Origin of the sequence: Cupriavidus pauculus (genome assembly GCF_003854935.1) — a bacterium.
Classification (GTDB): domain Bacteria; phylum Pseudomonadota; class Gammaproteobacteria; order Burkholderiales; family Burkholderiaceae; genus Cupriavidus; species Cupriavidus pauculus_C.
In genome coordinates, this window is sequence record NZ_CP033969.1 from 562,441 (window position 1) to 582,013 (window position 19,573).

17 protein-coding genes are annotated in these 19,573 nt (G+C 68.3%); 8 read left to right on the top strand and 9 right to left on the bottom strand.

Annotation, left to right across the window (positions count from 1 at the left end; translation table 11 throughout):
- Positions 1-535 precede the first annotated feature (535 nt).
- A protein-coding gene (locus EHF44_RS04295) for an IS3 family transposase (RefSeq protein ID WP_216643971.1) occupies positions 536-1,713 on the top strand; the annotation gives its coding sequence in 2 pieces (ribosomal slippage) (positions 536-803 and positions 803-1,713; 1,179 coding nt in all).
- Between the two features lie 312 nt (positions 1,714-2,025).
- On the opposite strand, the gene EHF44_RS04300 is transcribed toward EHF44_RS04295, so the two are convergent.
- From EHF44_RS04300 to EHF44_RS04310, 3 genes are all read right to left on the bottom strand, one after another.
- The gene (locus EHF44_RS04300; RefSeq protein WP_124684990.1) at positions 2,026-3,348 is read right to left on the bottom strand and encodes a sigma-54-dependent transcriptional regulator; all 1,323 of its coding nucleotides are present in this window, start codon (positions 3,346-3,348) and stop codon (positions 2,026-2,028) included.
- Between the two features lie 33 nt (positions 3,349-3,381).
- Entirely contained in the window at positions 3,382-5,409 is a 2,028-nt protein-coding gene (locus EHF44_RS04305) for a sensor histidine kinase (protein WP_124682604.1), read from the bottom strand.
- 142 nt (positions 5,410-5,551) lie between these two features.
- Positions 5,552-6,841, bottom strand: coding sequence for a dicarboxylate/amino acid:cation symporter (locus EHF44_RS04310; RefSeq protein WP_124682605.1), 1,290 nt, complete (start codon positions 6,839-6,841; stop codon positions 5,552-5,554).
- Between the two features lie 472 nt (positions 6,842-7,313).
- On the opposite strand from EHF44_RS04310, the gene EHF44_RS04315 reads away from it, so the two are divergent.
- From EHF44_RS04315 to EHF44_RS04345, 7 genes are all read left to right on the top strand, one after another.
- Positions 7,314-7,634 (top strand): (2Fe-2S) ferredoxin domain-containing protein, encoded by a 321-nt coding sequence (locus tag EHF44_RS04315; protein WP_124682606.1) that lies wholly within the window; start codon positions 7,314-7,316, stop codon positions 7,632-7,634.
- Between the two features lie 77 nt (positions 7,635-7,711).
- Entirely contained in the window at positions 7,712-8,356 is a 645-nt protein-coding gene (locus EHF44_RS04320; RefSeq protein ID WP_124682607.1) for an alpha/beta hydrolase, read from the top strand.
- A 44-nt stretch (positions 8,357-8,400) separates the two neighbouring features.
- Entirely contained in the window at positions 8,401-9,606 is a 1,206-nt protein-coding gene (locus EHF44_RS04325) for a D-alanyl-D-alanine carboxypeptidase family protein (protein ID WP_124682608.1), read from the top strand.
- A 16-nt stretch (positions 9,607-9,622) separates the two neighbouring features.
- Complete coding sequence (locus EHF44_RS04330; RefSeq protein ID WP_124682609.1) at positions 9,623-9,931, top strand: DUF493 family protein; 309 nt, start codon at positions 9,623-9,625, stop codon at positions 9,929-9,931.
- A 4-nt stretch (positions 9,932-9,935) separates the two neighbouring features.
- Positions 9,936-11,129, top strand: coding sequence for a class I SAM-dependent rRNA methyltransferase (locus EHF44_RS04335; protein ID WP_124682610.1), 1,194 nt, complete (start codon positions 9,936-9,938; stop codon positions 11,127-11,129).
- Between the two features lie 436 nt (positions 11,130-11,565).
- Entirely contained in the window at positions 11,566-12,543 is a 978-nt protein-coding gene (locus EHF44_RS04340) for an NAD(P)H-dependent flavin oxidoreductase (RefSeq protein ID WP_124682611.1), read from the top strand.
- A gap of 27 nt (positions 12,544-12,570) precedes the next feature.
- Positions 12,571-13,041, top strand: a complete 471-nt coding sequence (locus EHF44_RS04345; RefSeq protein ID WP_253699973.1) for a YbaN family protein — start codon at positions 12,571-12,573, stop codon at positions 13,039-13,041.
- A 1-nt stretch (position 13,042) separates the two neighbouring features.
- On the opposite strand, the gene EHF44_RS04350 is transcribed toward EHF44_RS04345, so the two are convergent.
- From EHF44_RS04350 to EHF44_RS04375, 6 genes are all read right to left on the bottom strand, one after another.
- The gene (locus tag EHF44_RS04350; protein ID WP_124682612.1) at positions 13,043-14,293 is read right to left on the bottom strand and encodes a phenylacetate--CoA ligase family protein; all 1,251 of its coding nucleotides are present in this window, start codon (positions 14,291-14,293) and stop codon (positions 13,043-13,045) included.
- A gap of 18 nt (positions 14,294-14,311) precedes the next feature.
- On the bottom strand, positions 14,312-15,127 hold the full coding sequence (locus tag EHF44_RS04355) for an ABC transporter ATP-binding protein (RefSeq protein WP_124682613.1): 816 nt from the start codon (positions 15,125-15,127) through the stop codon (positions 14,312-14,314).
- An 80-nt stretch (positions 15,128-15,207) separates the two neighbouring features.
- Positions 15,208-16,545: an ABC transporter substrate-binding protein gene (locus EHF44_RS04360; protein ID WP_124682614.1), complete on the bottom strand. Its 1,338-nt coding sequence runs from the start codon at positions 16,543-16,545 to the stop codon at positions 15,208-15,210.
- A gap of 48 nt (positions 16,546-16,593) precedes the next feature.
- Positions 16,594-17,670: a branched-chain amino acid ABC transporter permease gene (locus tag EHF44_RS04365; RefSeq protein WP_124682615.1), complete on the bottom strand. Its 1,077-nt coding sequence runs from the start codon at positions 17,668-17,670 to the stop codon at positions 16,594-16,596.
- A 12-nt stretch (positions 17,671-17,682) separates the two neighbouring features.
- Positions 17,683-18,597, bottom strand: a complete 915-nt coding sequence (locus EHF44_RS04370) for a branched-chain amino acid ABC transporter permease (RefSeq protein ID WP_124682616.1) — start codon at positions 18,595-18,597, stop codon at positions 17,683-17,685.
- 13 nt (positions 18,598-18,610) lie between these two features.
- Entirely contained in the window at positions 18,611-19,552 is a 942-nt protein-coding gene (locus tag EHF44_RS04375; protein ID WP_124682617.1) for an ABC transporter ATP-binding protein, read from the bottom strand.
- Positions 19,553-19,573: the final 21 nt, after the last annotated feature.

A 19,573-nucleotide genomic window follows, 5' to 3' on the forward strand; every position in this document is an offset into this window, starting at 1 on the left:
GGTTGGGGGAGAGGGCCGGCGTGTCGAGATGCCACGGCGGCTGTTTGCACCGCCTTGCCCTCTCCCCCGGCCCCTCTCCCGCGATGCGGGAGAGGGGAGAAACCCGGGAGCCAGGCCAGCGTTTTCGCAGGGTTTTCGCTCCCCTCTCCCGCCTGCGGGAGAGGGGTTGGGGGAGAGGGCCGGCGTGTCGGGATGCCACGGTGGCTATTTGCACCGCCTTGCCCTCTCCCCCGGCCCCTCTCCCGCGATGCGGGAGAGGGGAGAAACCCGGGAGCCAGGCCAGCGTTTTCGCTGGGTTTTCGCTCCCCTCTCCCGCCTGCGGGAGAGGGGTTGGGGGTGAGGGCCGGCGTGTCGAGATGCCACGGCGGCTGTTTGCACCGCCTGGCCCTCTCCCCCGGCCCCTCTCCCGCGATGCGGGCGAGGGGAGAAACCCGGAGCCAGGCCAACGTTTTCGCTGGGTCTTCGCTCTGTGCTGGTCTAATTTCCTCAGACACGTCGATAGGTGGACAATCACGATCGACGAGGAAAGGACGACATGACAAGGCAACGTCGCAAGTTTGACCCCAGCTTCAAGCTGGAGGTCGTCAAGATGATCCGGGACCAGGGGGTTTCGGTGACCGAGGTCTGCCACACGATGGCCATTGGCGAGACGGCTGTACGGCGCTGGCTGGCCCAGTACGACGCGGAGCTGGCCGGCGGCAAGGGCATCGGCAAACCGCTGACGCCCGAGCAGCAGCGCATCCGTCAGCTTGAGGAAGAGAACCGCCGCCTGAAGGAGGACAATCTGATCCTAAAAAAGGCATCGGCCTTCTTTGCCCGCGAACTGAAGTGATGTACGAAGCAGTGAGCGCGCTGGCGAAGAAGGCGGTGTCGGTGAGTCGAGCTTGCAGGGCGCTGGCGGTGAGCCGCGCGGGCTTTTACGCGCACCGGCGTCGGCCTGCGCAGACGCCAAGGCAGGCCCGGGAGCGGGCCCATGTGAGAGCGGCATTCGAGCGCAGCGGACGCAGCTATGGCAGTCGTCGGCTCGCCCGGGAAGTGAGCCGCGGCGGCGTGAAGATGGGACGCCACCGCGCCCGTACCCTGATGCGCCAGGAGGATCTGCGCACGGTCTGGAAACGCAAGTTTGTGGCGACGACAAACAGCCGGCATGACCGTCCGGTCGCCCCGAACGTGCTGGCTCGGCAGTTTGCGCCGGCCAGGCCAAATCAGGCGTGGGTCTCGGATATCACCTATGTGCGTACAGCCGAAGGCTGGCTGTACGTGGAAGTGGTGCTGGATCTGTATTCGCGTAAGGTGGTGGGCTGGTCGATGGCGCCAAGCATGCCCGCGACGCTGATCGTCTCGGCGCTGCAGATGGCGATTCAGCATCGCCGGCCGGAGCCGGGACTGATCGTGCATTCGGACAGGGGTAGCCAGTACGCGAGCGAGGAATACCAGTCGCTGCTCAGACGCCACGGACTGGTCTGCAGTATGAGCCGGCTCGGAGACTGCTGGGACAACGCGGTGGCCGAGCGCTTCTTCCTGAACCTGAAGATGGAGCGCATCTGGCAGAAACGTTACGTCGACCGGGCCGAAGCCCGGCGCGACATCACGCAGTACATCGTGGGGTTTTACAACCCGGTGCGTTTGCACTCGACGCTCGGGTACGCCTCACCGCAGGAATTCGAGGACAAGCTTTATCGACAACCTATCGGGGTGTCTGAAAAAACTTGACCAGTACACTCCCCTCTCCCGCCTGCGGAAGAGGGGTTGGGGGTGAGGGCCGGCGTGTCGGGATGCCACGGCGGCTGTTTGCACCGCCTTGCCCTCACCCCCGGCCCCTCTCCCGCGATGCGGGAGAGGGGAGAAACCCGGGAGCCAGGCCAATGTTTTCGCTGGGTTTTTGCTCCCCTCTCCCGCCTGCGGGAGAGGGGTTGGGGGTGAGGGCCGGCGTGTCGGGATGCCACGGCGGCTATTTGCACCGCCTTGCCCTCACCCCCGGCCCCTCTCCCGCGATGCCGGCGAGGGGATCAAACCCGGCAGCCCCTACAGCCCGTACCGCTTGATCTTGTCGTACAGCGTGGCCTTGCCGACCTGTAGCAGGTCGGCTGCCTGGCTGACCGCGCCGCCGGTGCGGGCCAGTGTGTCCGCGATGACGGCGCGTTCGTAGCGTTCCATGCGCTCGCGCAGCGGGGTAGTTTCGTCGGCGGATTCGGTGCGGGCGGCCTGGCCGCCTTCGGGTACGCCCAGCACCAGCCGGTCCGCCGCGTTGCGCAGTTCGCGCACGTTGCCGGGCCACGGGCGCTGCATGAGCTGCTGGCGTTGCATTTCCGACAGGATCGGCGCGGGCCGCTGGTAGCGCACGGCGGCCACCAGCATGAAATGCTCGAACAGCGGCACGATGTCCTCGCGGCGGTCGCGCAGCGGGGGCAGCGGGATCGTGACCACGTTCAGCCGGTACAGCAGGTCCTGCCGGAACGCGCCCTGCGCGACCAGCCCCTCCATGTCGCCCTTGGCGGCGGCGATGATCCGCACGTCGATCGGCAGCGACGCGTTCGAGCCCAGCCGCTCCAGCGTGCCCTCCTGCAGCACGCGCAGCAGCTTCACCTGCAGCGCCAGCGGCATGCTTTCGATCTCGTCCAGGAACAGCGTGCCGCCCGACGCATGCTCCAGCTTGCCGATGCGGCGCTTGCCGGCGCCGGTGAACGCCCCGGCCTCGTGGCCGAACATCTCGGACTCGAAGATGGCCTCGGGCACGGCACCGCAGTTCAGCGCGATGAACGGCGCATCGCGGCGCGTGGACAGCGCGTGCAGGCTGCGCGCCACCAGTTCCTTGCCCGTGCCGGTCTCGCCGTTGATCATCACCGGCACGTCGGTCTCGGCCACGTTGGCGATCAGGTCGCGCACCTGGGCCATGGCCGGCGACCGGCCGATGATCCGCGTGCCGGCGGCCGGCCCGGCCAGTTCGCGGCGCAGCGCCACGTTTTCCAGTTCCAGCGCGCGGCGCTCCAGCGCCCGGCGCACGGTGTCGGTCAGGCGGTCGGCGCCGAACGGCTTCTCGATGAAGTCGTAGGCGCCTTCGCGCATCGCCTGCACGGCCATCGTGATGTCGCCATGGCCGGTGACCAGGATCACGGGCACGCCCGGCGCCACGTTGCGGCAGTGGTGCAGCAGGTCCAGCCCGCTGGCGCCGCCCAGCCGCACGTCGGTCACCAGCACGCCCGGGAAGTCGGCCGCCAGGTGCGGCATGGCCGCCTCGGCCGACGGCAGCGCCAGCACCGCGAACCCGGCCAGTTCCAGGCTCTGTGCCGTGGCCTGCCGCACCAGCGGCTCGTCCTCGACAAACAGCACCCGCAGCCCGTCTTGCATCGCAATCATGTCCTTTATCCCCATCACAGCGCGCTACGCCGCCACCGGCTGGCGCGCCCGGCGCAGCGTCACCACGAATTCCGCGCCGCCGCCCGCGGCATTGCCTGCCACGAGCTGGCCGCCGAATTCGCGCACGATCGACGACGAGATCGCCAGCCCGAGGCCCAGCCCCTGACCGATCTCCTTGGTCGTATAGAACGGTTCGAACAGGTGCGGCAGCGCGTCCGGGGCGATGCCGGTGCCGTTGTCGTGCACGGCAATGCGCACGCGCTCGGCGTCGGCGTCGATGTCGATGCCGACGCGCCCGTCGGGGCGGCCCTGGGCGGCGATGGCGTCCAGCGCGTTGCCCACCAGGTTCAGCAGCACCTGTTCCAGCTTCAGTTCGTCGGCCCAGACGGCCAGGTCGCCCGCGTCGCCCTCCAGCCCGCGCACCGTCAGCGCCACCGGCCCCAGGCGTGGCGCGATGAGCTGCAGCACATGGTCCACCGCCGCGCGCACGGCCACCGCGTGGCGGCGCGGGCGCGCCTTGCCGGCGAACAGCTTCAGCTGGCCCGTGATCTTGCCCATCCGCTCGGTCAGGTCGGCGATGGCCGACAGGTTGCCCGTGGCGGCGTCAAGCTGCCCGCGCTCCAGCAGCACGCGCGTGTTGTCCGAGAACGTGCGCAGCGCGGCCAGCGGCTGGTTCAGTTCGTGGGTGATGCCGGCGGCCATCTGGCCCAGCGCGGCAAGCTTGCTGGCCTGCACCAGTTCGTCCTGCGTGGCGCGCAGCTCGCTTTCGGCGCGGGTGCGCTCGGCCACCTCGGCTTCGAGTTGTTCGTTGATGGCCATCAGGTCGGCGGTGCGGGCTTCCACGCGCCGCTCCAGCTCGTCATAGGCGGCCTCCAGCAGGCGCCGGCTGTAGAGCATGTCGCGCGCGCGCTGGCGGCGCTGGCGCAGGTTCACCAGCAGCAGGCAGACGCACGCGTAGGCCAGCGCCGCGCCGATCGTCGCGCTGCGGGCGTTGGCCAGCACCGGGTCCAGCGGGGCCATGACCTGCATGTTCCAGCCGGCCGGGCCCACCGCGCGGCTGATCTCCAGGTAGCGGTCGGCGCCGCCGCCGGACAGTTCGGCCAGGCTCCAGCCGATGCCGTCGATGCCGTCCGGCGCGGCCTCCGACGCGGCGGCATCGGCGCCGCCCCGGTCCGTCGGGCCCACGCGCACAAGCCGCTGGTTGTCCGCCAGTGTGTTGCGCGCCAGCCAGCGCATGACCGGCGACGTCAGCGGCTGCAGCGGCAGCGGCGTGACGTCGACATCGTGGTACTGGCGCGTGCGGTGCATTTCGGCCTGCAGCGCGGGCGGCAGCGGGCGCAGCGTGCGGTACTGCCAGCCCGGCACCGACGACAGGAAGATCACGCCGTGGTCGTCGGACACCATCAGCGGCTCGCCACGGCCCGAGCCGGCGCGCTGGAACCACTCCAGGTTCAGCTTCACGACGGTCACGCCAATCACCTTGCCGCCGGCCTCGATTGGCTGGGCGATGTAGTAGCCGGGCTCGTCGCTGGTGACGCCAATGGCGTAGAAGCGGCCCACCTGGCCGCGCGAGGCCATCTGGAAGTACGGGCGGAAGCGGTAGTCGGTGCCGACGAAGCTGCCCGGCTCGCCGTGGTTGCTGGCGGCCAGCGCCAGCCCGTTGGCGGCGATCACGTAGGTGGCCGACGCGCGGGCGCGGCCGTTCACCTCGGACAGGTAGTCGTTGACCGCCGCAATGCGCGCGGCGTCCTGCGGCGCGGCCAGCAGCGCCCGCACCGACGGGTGCAGCGACACCAGCGCGGGCAGGAATTCGTAGCGGTCCAGCGTGGATTCGAGCGTGCCGGCGTAGCGGTCGGCCCGCATGGCGGTGGACTGTTGCAGCGCGGCGATTCCGCGCTGGACGGACACCAGCCACGTCAGCGCGCACAGCGCCAGCAGGCCCGCCACCAGCAGGACGGCAAAGCGCCACCAGCGCGCGGGGTTCTCCGGCGCGTGCACGGAGCCTGGCGCAGCGGAATCGTGCACGGCAAGGAAGTCGTCGGAATGGGGCATCGGCGCGCGGGGGAGCTGTCGCGCCGATGATACTCGCTGGCCGGCGCCCGGGTGGGGCCGGCCAGCGGGATGCGGGCCCGGGCCAGCCGCGCCCGGCTGGGGCCGCCCGGCGGGGGTGCCGGCGGCGGGCCCGGAGGTCACGTCAGGCGTTGGCGTCTGCCAGTTCGACGCTGTCATCGCCGCCCCCACGCAGCACGCGGTTCAGGCGGGCGCGGTCCAGCTCGCGTTCCCAGGCCGACACCACCACGGTGGCCACGCCGTTGCCGATGATGTTGGTCAGCGCGCGGCATTCGCTCATGAAACGGTCGATGCCCAGGATCAGCACCATGCCGGCCACCGGGATGGTCGGCACCACGGCCAGCGTGGCCGCCAGCGTGATGAAGCCGGAACCGGTGACGCCGCTGGCGCCCTTGGACGTCACCATGGCCACGGCCAGGATGGTCAGCTGCTGCAGCAGCGTCAGTTCGATGCCGGTGGCCTGCGCGATGAAGATCACGGCCATCGTCATGTAGATGTTGGTGCCGTCCAGGTTGAACGAGTAGCCCGTGGGCACCACCAGCCCCACCACCGACTTCGAGCAACCCAGCTTTTCCATCTTCTCCATCAGGTGCGGCAGCGCGGCCTCCGACGAGCTGGTGCCCAGCACGATCAGCAGCTCTTCCTTGATGTACGCGACAAAGCGGATGATCGAGAAGCCCGTGAAGCGCGCCACGGTGCCCAGCACCACCAGCACGAACACGATGGCGGTGAAGTAGAACGTGCCGATCAGCTTCAGCAGCGGCACCAGCGAGCCCAGGCCGTACTTGCCGATGGTGAACGCCATGGCGCCGAACGCGCCGATCGGGGCCACCTTGGTGATCACGTGGACGATGTGGAAGAAGACCTTCGACACCTGGTCGACCATCTCGTGGATGACGCGCGCGCGGTCGCCCACCACGGCCAGCGCCGAGCCAAAGAACAGCGAGACCAGCAGGATCTGCAGGATGTCGCCGTTGGCAAACGCGCTGAAGATCGTGTCCGGGATGATGTGCATGAAGAACTCGACCGTGCTCTGGCCGTGCGCCTTCGACACGTACTGCGAGATCGACTTGGTGTCCAGCGTGGCCGGGTCGATGTTGAAGCCCACGCCGGGCTTGAGCACGTGCGAGGCAACCAGGCCGATCAGCAGCGCGAACGTGGAAACCACCTCGAAATACAGCAGCGCCTTGCCGCCCACGCGGCCCACCTTCTTCATGTCGCGCATGCCGGCGATGCCGGACACCACGGTACAGAAGATGATCGGGCCGATGATCATCTTGATCAGCTTGATGAAGGCGTCGCCCAGCGGCTTCATCTCCACGCCGGTGGCCGGCGCGAAATGGCCGAGCAGGATGCCGATGGCGATGGCCGCCAGCACCTGCACGTACAGGATCTTGTAGAAGGGTTTCCTCATGATGTCTTCCTCGGTGTTTTGACCGGTGCCGGACGCTCGGCGGCGTCCACGTTGCGCGCCTGGGCCCGGAAAAGCCGGGCGCGCGTCTGGGCGTAACTATTTGCAACGGCCGTGCCACGCGGCGCGGCGCGGCCAAGTCGTTGATTTGCAAGGAAAGCGGGGCGGCGGTACGGCCCCGGCGCTCCGGGATTCCGGAATTCCGGAGTGGCCAGCTCCGGAATTCCGGACGCGGCGCGGGCGCCCGGCCGGCAGGGTTTCGGCCGAAAAGTGTCGCCGGAGGCATCCGCCACGCCCGACCAGGGCCCGGCGGGTGGCATCCGGCATCGATCGATGGCGGCCATTCCGGATTTCCGGGCACCGGCGCGGCGGGGAACGCGTGGCGCGAGCACGTATAATTCCGACCTTCCCCGATTCACGCCGTGTCCCGGTGCCCGCTCCATGGCCCCGGCGCCGCGCAGTTCCGTTCGCCGCCATGAGCAGCTACTACAAACACCACGTTTTCTTCTGCCTGAACCAGCGCGACGACGGCAAGGCCTGCTGCGCCGACCACAACGCCCAGGCCATGCAGGAATACGCCAAGAAGCGCTGCAAGGCGCTGGGCATCGCCGGCGCCGAGGGCCGCGTGCGGATCAACAAGGCCGGCTGCCTGAACCGCTGTGAACTCGGCCCGGTGCTGGTGGTCTACCCCGAGGCCGTCTGGTACACGTTCGTCGACGAGCAGGACATCGACGAGATCATCGACAGCCATCTGGTCAACGGCAAGCCCGTTGAGCGCCTGATGGTGGATCGCTGAAGCCGCGTACCCACCAGGCCGTACCGGGTCCGATGCCCGGTTTTTTGTTGTGCCGTTGTTCCTCCTGCCCCGTCACCATGAACGCGCATACCCAGGTCACCACCATCGCCGGCCCCGTCGGCGCCATCGACATCTCGATCGATCTGCCCCAGAACGAACCCGTGCGCGGGCTGGCGCTCGTGGCGCACCCGCATCCGCTGTTCGCCGGCACCAAGGACAACAAGGTGGCCCAGACGCTGGCACGCACGTTCGTGGCGCTGGGCTACGCCACGGTGCGGCCGAACTTCCGCGGCGTGGGCGGCACGGCCGGCGAGCATGACCAGGGCATGGGCGAGCAGGACGACCTGCTGGCCGTGATCGACTGGATGCGCACCCAGACCGCGTGGTCGGCCGACGTGGCCGCGCTGCCGCTGGCGCTGGGCGGGTTCTCGTTCGGCAGCTTCGTGCAGACGCACGTGGCGCGCCGCCTGGCCGAGGCCGGCACGCCCGCGCAGCGGCTGGTGCTGGTGGGCACGGCCACGAGCCGCTGGGACGTGGCCACCGTGCCGGCCGACACCATCGTGATCCATGGCGAGCAGGACGACACCGTGCCGCTGGCCAGCGTGCTGGACTGGGCGCGCCCGCAGGAGCTGCCGGTCATCGTCATTCCCGGCGCCGACCACTTTTTTCATCGCAAGCTGCACCTGATCAAGCAGCTTGTCGTCAGCGCGTGGGAACGGTGAACCGTCCCGCCCGCGCTTCTCTTTTTCTCGTTGGATAACCGCATATGCTGAACAGAGCCACGCCGCACTTCGCATCCGCCCTTGCTCCCGTCGCCGTTGCCGCGACGCTCGCCGCCGCGCTTGCCGCCGCCCCCGCCGCCGTGCTGGCGCAGGGCGTGCCGATGCCGCAGGTGGCCGCCAAGTCCTGGATGCTGTACGACGTGACCAGCGGCCAGGCCCTGGCCGCCCAGAACGCCGACCTGCGCATCGAGCCCGCGTCGCTGACCAAGCTGATGACCGCCTACCTGGCGTTCGAGGCGCTCAAGGAAAAGCGCCTGACGCTGGACCAGACCGTGACACCCACCGAGATCGTGCGCAAGGTCAAAAGCGATGAGTCGCGCATGTTCATCGAGGCCGGCAAGCCGGTCACCGTCAACGACCTGCTGCTGGGCCTGATCGTGCAGTCGGGCAACGACGCCGCGCTGGCGCTGGCCGAGGCCGTGGGCGGGTCCGAGGACGGCTTTGTCGCGATGATGAACCGCGAGGCCCAGCGCATGGGCATGAAGGGCACGCACTTCACCAACACCGACGGCGTGCCCGACCCGAACCACTACACCACGGCGGTGGACCTGGCCACGCTGACCACGCGCCTGATCAAGGACTTCCCCGAGTACTACGCGATGTACTCGCAGAAGGAGTTCACCTATAACAAGATCAGGCAGCCCAACCGCAACCGCCTGCTGTACATCGACCCGACCGTGGACGGCGTGAAGACCGGCCACACCAAGTCCGCCGGCTACTGCCTGATCTCGTCGGCCCAGCGCCCGCTGGCCAACGTGCCGAACGGCCAGCGCCGCCTGGTGTCGATCGTGATCGGCACGGCGTCCGAGCAGATCCGCACGCAGGAAAGCCTGAAGATCCTGAACTACGGCTTCCAGTTCTTCGACACGCTGCGCCTGTACGACAAGGGCCAGGTGCTGGCCACGCCCGACATCTACAAGGGCCGCGCCAGCACGGTCAAGATCGGCGTGGCCAACGAGACGTTCGTCACGGTGCCCAAGGGCACGGGCGGGCGCCTGAAGCCGGTGCTGGAGCGCCAGGAGCTGCTGATCGCCCCGATCGCGGCCGGCCAGCAGGTGGGCACGGTCAAGCTGATGGACGGCAACAACAAGGTGGGCGAATTCCCCGTGGTGGCGCTGGAAGAAGTGCCCGAGGCCGGCTTCTTCGGCCGGCTGTGGGATACGATCCGCCTCTGGTTCAAGCGCAAGTAACGCCTCAGGTGCTGACATGACGACAGATTCCAAAGACGGTCCGCTGATCCCGGGCGACATCCCGCCCGAGCAGTCGCTGATCGAATATCCGAGCGATTTCCCCATCAAGGTCATGGGCGCGATGCAGGACGGCTTTGCCGAGGCCATCGTGACGCTGCTGCAGGAGTTCGACCCGAACTTCCACGCCGGCAAGATGGAGATGCGCCCGTCCCGCAACGGCAACTACCTGGGGCTGACCGTGACTGTCTGGGTCACCAGCCGCGACCACCTGGACAGCGTGTACCGCGCGCTGACGTCGCACCCGATGGTCAAGGTGGTGCTGTAGCCACATGAACGTCATCACCCTGAAGCCGGGCAAGGAAAAGTCCTTGCTGCGGCGCCATCCGTGGGTCTACGCCACGGGCATCGCCTCCACCGAGGGCCGCTGCGAGCCGGGCGCCACCGTGGTCATCCGCAGCGCGGACGGCCGATTCCTGGCGCGCGGCGCCTACAGCCCGGAGTCGCAGATCCGCGCGCGCGTGTGGACCTTCGACGAGAACGAGCCGGTGGACCACGCCATGTTCAAGCGCCGCGTGGCGGCCGCCATGGCGCACCGCAAGCGCTGGGTGCGCGACACCGACGCCGTCCGCCTGGTGTTCGGCGAATCGGACCGCCTGCCGGGGCTGATCGTCGACTACTACGGCCAGGGCGAGACCGGCCAGCTCGTCTGCCAGTTCAACGCCGCCGGCGTGGAGCAGTGGAAGGACGCGCTGGTGCAGGCGCTGGTCAAGGAAACGGGCTGCCCGAACGTCTACGAGCGCTCCGACGCCGCCGTGCGCCAGCGCGAGGGCCTGGAGCTGGTGACCGGCGTGCTGGCCGGTGCCGAACCGGACCCGCAGTTGTCGGTGACCGAACACGGCGTGCGCTACTACGTGGACGTGCGCAACGGCCACAAGACCGGCTTCTACGTCGACCAGCGCGACAACCGCAAGCTGGTGGGCGACCTGGCCGAGGGCCGCGAGGTGCTGAACTGCTTCTGCTACACGGGCGGCTTCTCGCTGGCCGCGCTGCGCGGCGGCGCGAAGGCGGTCACGTCGATCGATTCGTCGGGCGAGGCGCTGAAGATTGCCGCCGGCAACGTGACGCTGAACGGCTTCGACCCGGACCGGGCCACGTGGCTGGACGCCGACGTCTTCAAGACGCTGCGCGAATTCCGCGCCGAGGGCCGCCAGTTCGACCTGATCGTGCTGGACCCGCCCAAGTTCGCGCCATCGGCCCAGCACATCGACCGCGCCGCGCGGGCCTACAAGGAAATCAACCTTGTGGGCATGCAGCTGCTGCGGCCGGGCGGCCTGCTGTTCACGTACTCGTGCTCGGGCGCCATCAGCATGGAGCTGTTCCAGAAGATCGTGGCCGGCGCCGCCACCGACGCCCGCGCCGATGCCCGCATCCTGCGCCGGCTGTCGGCGGGCACCGACCACCCGATGTCGGCAGCCTTCCCCGAAGGCGAATACCTGAAGGGCCTGCTGCTGGAAAAGGTCTGAGCCTTGGGTTTACCGGAACTGCCTCGGAACTGTCTTCTGGTGGTCACATACGCCCTCTAACATTCGTCTCGCGGTAAGGCATTGGCAGGTGCCTGACCGTCTCTTCTTATCAGTCTTCGTGGTAATCACCCCGCTCTTGCAGCGGGGTTTTTTTTTGGGCGTGGGGCAAGCCGATCGCGCCTTGTTGCCTCCCCTCTCCCGCGCGCGGGAGAGGGGCCGGGGGAGAGGGCCGGCGGTGCCAATTGCCACAGGTCGGCAAGCAGAGCCTCGACGCCCTCTCCCCCAACCCCTCTCCCGCAGGCGGGAGAGGGGAGCCAGGTTGGCGGGACCGGCGATGCCCCGGCCCATAGACCCTTGCCTCTACCCCCGTCCACGCCGGCGGAAACTCCCTATAATCGAACGACCGTGCATTTCGAAGAGAGTTGAGGAGACCTCCATGCCTGCCGCCAAACATATTCCGCCGGCCCTGCAGAACCTGGCCCTGCCCGTCATCGCGTCGCCGATGTTCATCGTCAGCTATCCGGAACTGGTGCTGGCGCAGTGCAAGGCCGGCATCGTCGGGTCGTTTCCGGCGCTGAACGCGCGGCCGGCCGAGTTGCTGGACGAGTGGCTGACGCAGATCGGCGACGAACTGGCGGCGTTCCGCGCGGCCAATCCCGGCAAGCCGGTGGGGCCGGTGGCCGTGAACCAGATCGTGCATGCGTCCAACGCGCGGCTGGAGCACGACGTGAAGGTCTGCGTGGAGCACAAGGTGCCGATCTTCATCACGTCGCTGCGCGCGCCGGTCAAGGAGATGATCGACGCCGTGCACAGCTACGGCGGCATCGTGCTGCACGACGTCATCAGCATCCGCCACGCCGAGAAGGCCATCGAGGCCGGCGTGGATGGCCTGATCCTGGTGGCGGCCGGCGCCGGCGGCCATGCCGGCACGCTGTCGCCGTTCGCGCTGGTGGGCGAGGTGCGCAAGATCTTCGACGGCCCCATCGCGCTGTCGGGCTCGATTGCCACCGGCGACGCCGTGCTGGCCGCGCAGGCCATGGGCGCCGACTTTGCCTACGTGGGCACCCGCTTCATCGCCTCGCAGGAAGGGCACGCAAGCGACGCGTACAAGCAGTCGATCACCAGCTCGGCGGCGTCGGACATCATCTACACGAACCTGTTCACGGGCGTGCACGGCAACTACATCCGCGAAAGCATCGTCAATTCGGGCCTGAACCCCGACGACCTGCCCGTGGCCGACAAGAGCAAGATGGATTTCTCCAGCGGCAGCTCCAAGGCCAAGGCATGGAAGGACATCTGGGGCGCCGGCCAGGGCGTGGGCCAGATCCACGACATTCCCACCGCCGGCGAGATCGTGGCGCGCATGAAGGCCGAGTACGATGCGGCGCGGGCGCGGCTGGGGCTGGTAGCATAGGGCCGTCCGCGCCCTTGCCCTGAACCGTTGCCGCTGCCCGACCCCGACCCATCGACCCGCCCGCCAGAATCGATCACGCACCGCGAGCGCGTGATCCGCGCGTTCTGGGTGACGTGCGGCGCCATCAGCCTCGTGCTCGGTTTCATCGGCATCTTCCTGCCGCTGCTGCCGACCACGCCGTTCGTGCTGCTGGCCGCCGCCTGCTTTGCGCGGGGCTCGGAAAAATTCCACAACTGGCTGATCACGCACGAGCGCTTCGGGCCGCTGGTGCGCGACTGGCAGGCCCACCGCAGCATCCCGTTCCGGGCAAAATGCCTGGCGCTGTCGATGATGTGGACGTCGATGGGCATCACGGCGTGGCTGCTGCGCGCCCGGCCCGTGTCGTCGCTGACGCTGATCGCCATCGGCATCGGCGTGACGGTCTGGATGGTGCGCCTGCCCACGCGGCCGCCGGGCGGCTATCCGCAGGCCGCCGACCGCTCGTCTTCCCAGTCCTGATTCAGTCGTAGCGGCGCGCGTCCTCGATGGACCGGCCGTCCTGCGGCAGCGACCCCGCCGCCACGAAACGTACCTCGCCGCGCAGCCGCATGACCTCGCGCATCGACTCGGCCACGGCGCGCGCGAGGCCCTCGTCGTCGCGCGTGGCGTCGCAGTGCAGCGTCATCACGTCGGCACCCACGGTGCCGGTCACCACGAGCCGCGCCGCGCGGATCTCGGGATGGCGCCGCACCACGTCGGCCACCTGCCCCGGATGGACGAACATGCCCTTGACCTTGGTGGTCTGGTCGGCCCGCCCCAGCCAGCCCTTGAGCCGGATATTGGTGCGTCCGCAGGGGCTGGCGCGCTGCGCGGAATCGGCGACGATGGCCGACAGGTCGCCGGTGCCGAAGCGGATCAGCGGGTAGTCGCCGTTGCCCAGCACCGTGACCACCACCTCGCCCACCTCGCCCTCGGGCATCGGCTGGCTGCCGCCAGGTTCGACGATCTCCACCAGCACGCCTTCGTCGACCACCCAGCCGTCGCCGCCGTCGGTCTCGAACGCGATCAGGCCGACGTCGGCCGTGCCGTACATCTGCCGCGCCGTGACGCCGTGGTCGCGCAGCCAGCCGCGCAGCGCGGGCGGGCAGGCTTCGCCCGACACCAGCGCCTTCGACAGGCTCGTGCATGGCTGGCCCAGTTCCTCGCCCCGCTCGATCAGCAGCTTCAGGAACGACGGCGTGCCCGCGTAGGCGGTGGGCTGCAGCGCGGCCAGCGCCTGCACCTGCGACTCGGTCTGCCCCACCCCGGCCGGGAACACGCAGCAGCCCAGCCGGTGCGCGCCGGCTTCCATCATCATCCCTGCCGGCGTGAAGTGGTACGAGAACGTGTTGTAGACCAGTTCGCCCGACCGGAAGCCGGCCGCGAACATGGCGCGCGCGGTGCGCCACCAGTCGGCGCCGTGGCCGTCGGGCTCGTGGATCGGCCCCGGCGACTGGAAGATATGGCGCAGGCCGCCCAGCGGCGTGGCGTTGAGCCCGCCCAGCGGCGGCGCCAGGCGCTGGCGCGCGGTCAGATCGGACTTGCGGGTGACGGGCAGTTGCGCCAGCGCCTGGCGCGAGCCGATGTCCCGGGCGTCGATGTCGCACAGCACTTCGGCAAAGTACGGCGCGTGGGCCTGGGCGTGGGCCACCTGGCGGGCCACGGCGGCCAGCAGCGCGGCCTCGCGCTCGGCGGGCGCGCGCGTTTCCAGCGAATCGAAATAATCAGCCATGTCGGTGCCCCCGGAGGTTCAGGCCAGCCAGCGCTTGCGGCGGCGATAGCTCTTGACGTCGCGGAACGACTTGCGCGGCGCGCCTTCGGCGTCGTTGGCGGCCACGCCCAGGTAAAACTCCTTGACGTCCTCGTTGGTGCGCAGCGACTCGGCGTCGCCATCCATCACCACGCGGCCGTTCTCCAGGATGTAGCCGTAGTCCGCGTAGCGCAGCGCCACCATCGTGTTCTGTTCGGCCAGCAGGAAGCTGACCCGCTCGCGCGTGTTCAGGTCGCGCACGATCTCGAAGATTTCCTCGACGATCTGCGGCGCCAGGCCCATCGACGGCTCGTCCAGCAGGATCATCGCCGGCTTGGCCATCATGGCGCGGCCGATGGCGCACATCTGCTGTTCGCCGCCCGACGTGTAGCCGGCCTGCGACTTGCGGCGCGTCTTCAGGCGCGGAAAGTAGGCGTAGATCTTTTCCAGCTCGTCGCGCGTCTGGCCTCGCGACAGCCCGCGCGTGTAGGCACCGGTCAGCAGGTTTTCCTCGATGGTCAGGTGGGCAAAGCAGTGTCGGCCCTCCATCACCTGGATCACGCCGCGCCGGACCAGGTCGTTCGGCGTGAGCTGGTCCACGCGCTGGCCGCGGTATTCGATGGAGCCCTTGGTGACGTCGCCGCGCTCGGCGTGCAGCAGGTTGGAGATCGCCTTGAGCGTGGTGGTCTTGCCCGCCCCGTTGGCGCCCAGCAGCGCCACGATGCGGCCCTCTGGCACATCGAGCGACACGCCCTTGAGCACCAGAATCACGTGGTCGTAGATGACCTCGATGTTGTTGACCGAGAGGAGGGTCATGGTTCTTCGTCCCTATCTTTGGATTGCCGCCCCGGACCCGACCTGCGGGCGCGAGGCGGCAGCCAGGATCACATCGACGCCTACGACTTGGCGCACGCCGGCGTGATGCCCTTTTCCTTCGCGTACTGCGCGGCGGTGGCCTTGAACAGCGGGTGGATCAGGTTCTTGTTGCCCTCGATCCAGTCGGACACCGTGACCCACTTGGTGCCGTCCCACTGCTGGATCTTCACCTTGCCCGAGCCCTCGTGGTTGTCGCAGCTCGTCTTGATCTCGGGCAGCAGGCCCGTGGCGCCAAGCTGCTGCAGCCGCGCGTTGGTCAGGTTCAGGTTCTCGAACGCCCAGCGCATCTCGTCGCCGGTCATGACCTTGCCCTTGCCGAACCTGGCCTGCGCCACGCGGATGGCCTCGACGGTCACCACGGCCGCCGACACCCCGCGGTTGTAGAGCACCGAGCCCACCTTGTTGCGGTCCTGCATGTTGCCCTTGTTGGCGCCGTAGACCACCTTCTCGATGTCGGCAATCACCGGCACCGACTTGCCGGCCACGTTCCAGGTGGCGCTCATGTAGCCCTTGGCGGCGTCGCCGGCCGGCACGGTGTCTTCCTCGGACCCGGCCCACCACGAGCCGATCATCTTCTCGCGCGAGAAGCCCACCTTCTGCGCGGCCTTCAGCGCGGTCTGGTTCATCACGCCCCAGCCCCAGAAGATCACGTAGTCGGGGTTTTCCTGGCGGATCTTGAGCCACTGGGCGCCCTGCTCGTTGCCAGGGTGCGCCACCGGGATCTCGACCAGGTTGAACTTGCCCAGCCTGGCCTCGGCCTGCAGCGCCACGATGGGCTCCTTGCCGTAGGCCGAGTCGTGGTACAGGTAGACGATCTTCTTGCCCGCCAGCGACCCGGCATTCTTCGACGCCAGGTACCTGACGATGGCCGACACCTGCATCTGGTACGTGGTGACCAGCGGGAACGCATACGGGAAGACCGAGCCGTCCACGGCGTCGGTGCGGCCGTAGCCCATCATCACCAGCGGCACCTTGTCGGCGGCGGTCTTGTCGACCAGCGCGTACGAGATGCCGGTCGACATCGTGTGGTAGGCCGTGCCCTTGCTCTGGGCGTTCTTGGCCTTGAGCCGCTCGTAGCACTCCACGCCCTTGGCATTGTTGTACTCGGTCTCGCACTCTTCCCAGGCCAGCTTCACGCCGCCCACGCCGCCGTCCTTCAGGTTGACGTAGTTCAGGTAGTCGACGAACCCGCCATAGAACGACTGCCCGTTGGCCCCGTACGGCCCCACGCGGTAGCTGGGCAGCGCCACGAACTGCTCGTTGGCCTGGGCCAGCGCCGGCAGCGCGGGCGCCAGCAGGGCAGCGGCGACGCTGACCACCAGGGCGGCGCGCTGCATGTTGCGGAACACGGTTGTCATGACAGTCTCCTTCGCCTCGGACGGGCGTTGTGATGGGTACGTCTACGGTTAGTGCGGGAATGGCCAGAGGCGCAGCTTTTCCTTGGCGATCTGCCAGAGCCGGGCCAGGCCATGTGGCTCGACGATCAGGAAGAAGATGATCAGCCCGCCGAACACCATGAGCTGGATGTGCGAGACGGTGGCGTTCGTGAACGGCAGGTGCAGCAGCGCGGCCAGCGCCGGCAGCACGTTGTCCAGGAAGATCGGCAGCAGCAGGATGAACGCCGCGCCCAGGAACGACCCCAGGATGCTGCCCACGCCGCCGATGATGATCATGAACAGGATGCGGAACGACAGGTCCAGCGAGAAGCCGTCCGGCTCCACCGATCCCAGGTAGCAGAACGCGTATAGCGCGCCGGCCACGCCGCAGTAGAAGGAACTGACCGCGAAGGCCAGCAGCTTGGTGCGCATCAGCGGGATGCCGATGACCTCGGCGGCCACGTCCATGTCGCGCACGGCCATCCAGGCGCGGCCCGTGGCCGAGCGCACGAGGTTCTTGGCCACCATTGCCAGCACCGTGACGATGGCCAGCACGAACAGGTACTTGCGGACCGGCGTGTCGATCGGCAGCCCGAACAGGTCCAGCCGCTGCGCCGTGATCACGCCCGACGAGCTGTTGTTGGACAGCCACGGGAACTTGGTCAGCGCCCAGACCACGAAGAACTGCGCCGCCAGCGTGGCCACGGCCAGGTAGAAGCCCTTGATCCGCAGCGACGGCAGCCCGAAGGCCACGCCAACCAGCGCCGCCGACAGCCCCGCCAGGATGAACGTCAGCAGCACCGGGATGCCCTCGATGCGCAACTGGAAGTTGTACGCGGCGTAGGCGCCCACGGCCATGAACGCCGCCGTGCCCAGCGACAGCTGCCCCGCGTAGCCGGTCAGGATGTTCAGCCCCAGCGCCGCCAGCGAGAAGATCAGGAACGGCGTCAGGATGGCGCTGAACCAGTACTCGCTGCCCGTGAACGGGATGACGACGAACGCCACCGCCATCAGCAAACCAAAGAAAATACGATCTTGCCGGATCGGGAAGACCTGGCTGTCGGCAACGTAGCTCGTCTTGAACTGGCCGGATTCGCGGTAGAGCATCTTGGGCCTCCGTCAGACGCGGTCGATATGCTTCTCGCCGAACAGCCCTTCGGGCCGCACGAGCAGGAACAGCAACGCAAACACATACGGGAACCAGCCCTCGATCCCCCCGAAGTTGCCGCCGAACATCGACTGGAACACGGGCGGGATGTAGATCTCGGCCAGCTTCTCGGACGCGCCGATGATCAGCCCGCCGACAATGGCGCCCGGCACCGACGTGAAGCCGCCCAGGATCAGCACCGGCAGCGCCTTGAGCGCCGTCAGCGTCAGCGCAAACTGCACGCCGTTGCGCGACCCCCACAGCATGCCCGCCACCAGCGCGACAAAGCCCGCCACGCCCCAGACGATGGCCCAGATGTTCTGCAGCGGAATGCCCAGCGACAGCGCCGCCTGGTGGTCGTCGGCCACGGCCCGCAGCGCGCGGCCCACCTTGGTGTACTGGAAGAACAGCGCCAGCACCGCCACCAGCACGGCCGCGATCAGCGCGGCGGCCAGGTCGAACTTGGAGATGACGATGTTGAAGCGCGTCAGGATCGACTCGATCGGCTCGTCGACGATGCCAAGCTGGATCGGCCGCACCTCGTTGCCGAACAGCAGCGGCCCCAGCCCCTCCAGGAAGAACGACAGGCCGATAGTGGCCATGAACAGCGTGATCGGCGGCTGGTTGACCAGCTTGCGCAGCACGAACCGCTCGGTGCTCATGCCCACCACGATCATGACGATGAACGCGCCGATCACGGCCGCCCACATCGGCATGCCCTTGTCCATCAGCCCCACCACGGCCAGCGCGGCAAAGTAGACCATCGCGCCCTGGGCAAAGTTGAATACCCCGGATGCCTTGTAGATCAGCACGAAGCCCAGCGCCACCAGCGAGTACATCAGGCCCGACAGCAGGCCGCCGATCAGGATTTCGAAGAAGAAGGTCATGGTCCGTGGCCTTTCAGTGCGAGGTGCCCAGGTAGGCCTTGATCACGTCGGGGTTCGACTTGACCTCGTCGGGCGTGCCGTCGCCGATCTTCTTGCCGTAGTCCAGCACCACGACGCGGTCGGAGACGTCCATCACCACGCCCATGTCGTGCTCGATCAGCACGATGGTCGTGCCGAACTGGTGGTTGACGTCCAGGATGAAGCGGCACATGTCCTGCTTTTCCTCGACGTTCATGCCGGCCATCGGCTCGTCCAGCAGCAGCATCGACGGCTCGGCCGCCAGCGCGCGCGCCAGCTCCACGCGCTTCTGCAGCCCGTACGGCAGCCGGCCCACCGGCGTCTTGCGGATGGCCTGGATCTCCAGGAAGTCGATCACTTCCTCCACCTTGCGGCGGTGGCGCACCTCCTCGGCCCGCGCCGGCCCCCACCAGAGCGCGTGGGCGAACAGGCCGGTGCGGAACTGCGTGTTGCGGCCGGTCATGATGTTGTCCAGCACGGTCATGCCCTTGAACAGCGCGATGTTCTGGAACGTGCGCGCAATGCCCTGGCGCGCCGCGGCGGTGGGGTGCATCTGCCGGCGCTCCTCGCCCCGGAACACGATGCGGCCCTGCTGCGGGTGGTAGACGCCGTTGATCACGTTCAGCATCGAACTCTTGCCCGCGCCGTTGGGGCCGATGATGGCGCGGATCTCGTGCTCGCAGACGTCGAACGAAATATCGGTCAGCGCCTTCACCCCGCCGAACGACAGCGAGATGTTCTGCAGGTCCAGAATCACGTCGCCGCGCATGCGGGCCTGCGAGGTGGTGTCCGCGCGGTGCGCGTCGCCGGGGCGCGGGCCGTCGCCGGGCGCGCCTTCCGCATGTCCGGCCGGGCTGATCGCGCCGGGCGGGACCATCGTGCCCGCGGCGTCCACGCGCGCCATGCCGCCCTGCCATGCTGTCCGGGTTGCCGTCATCTGTGCTTCTCCCTGTCCCAT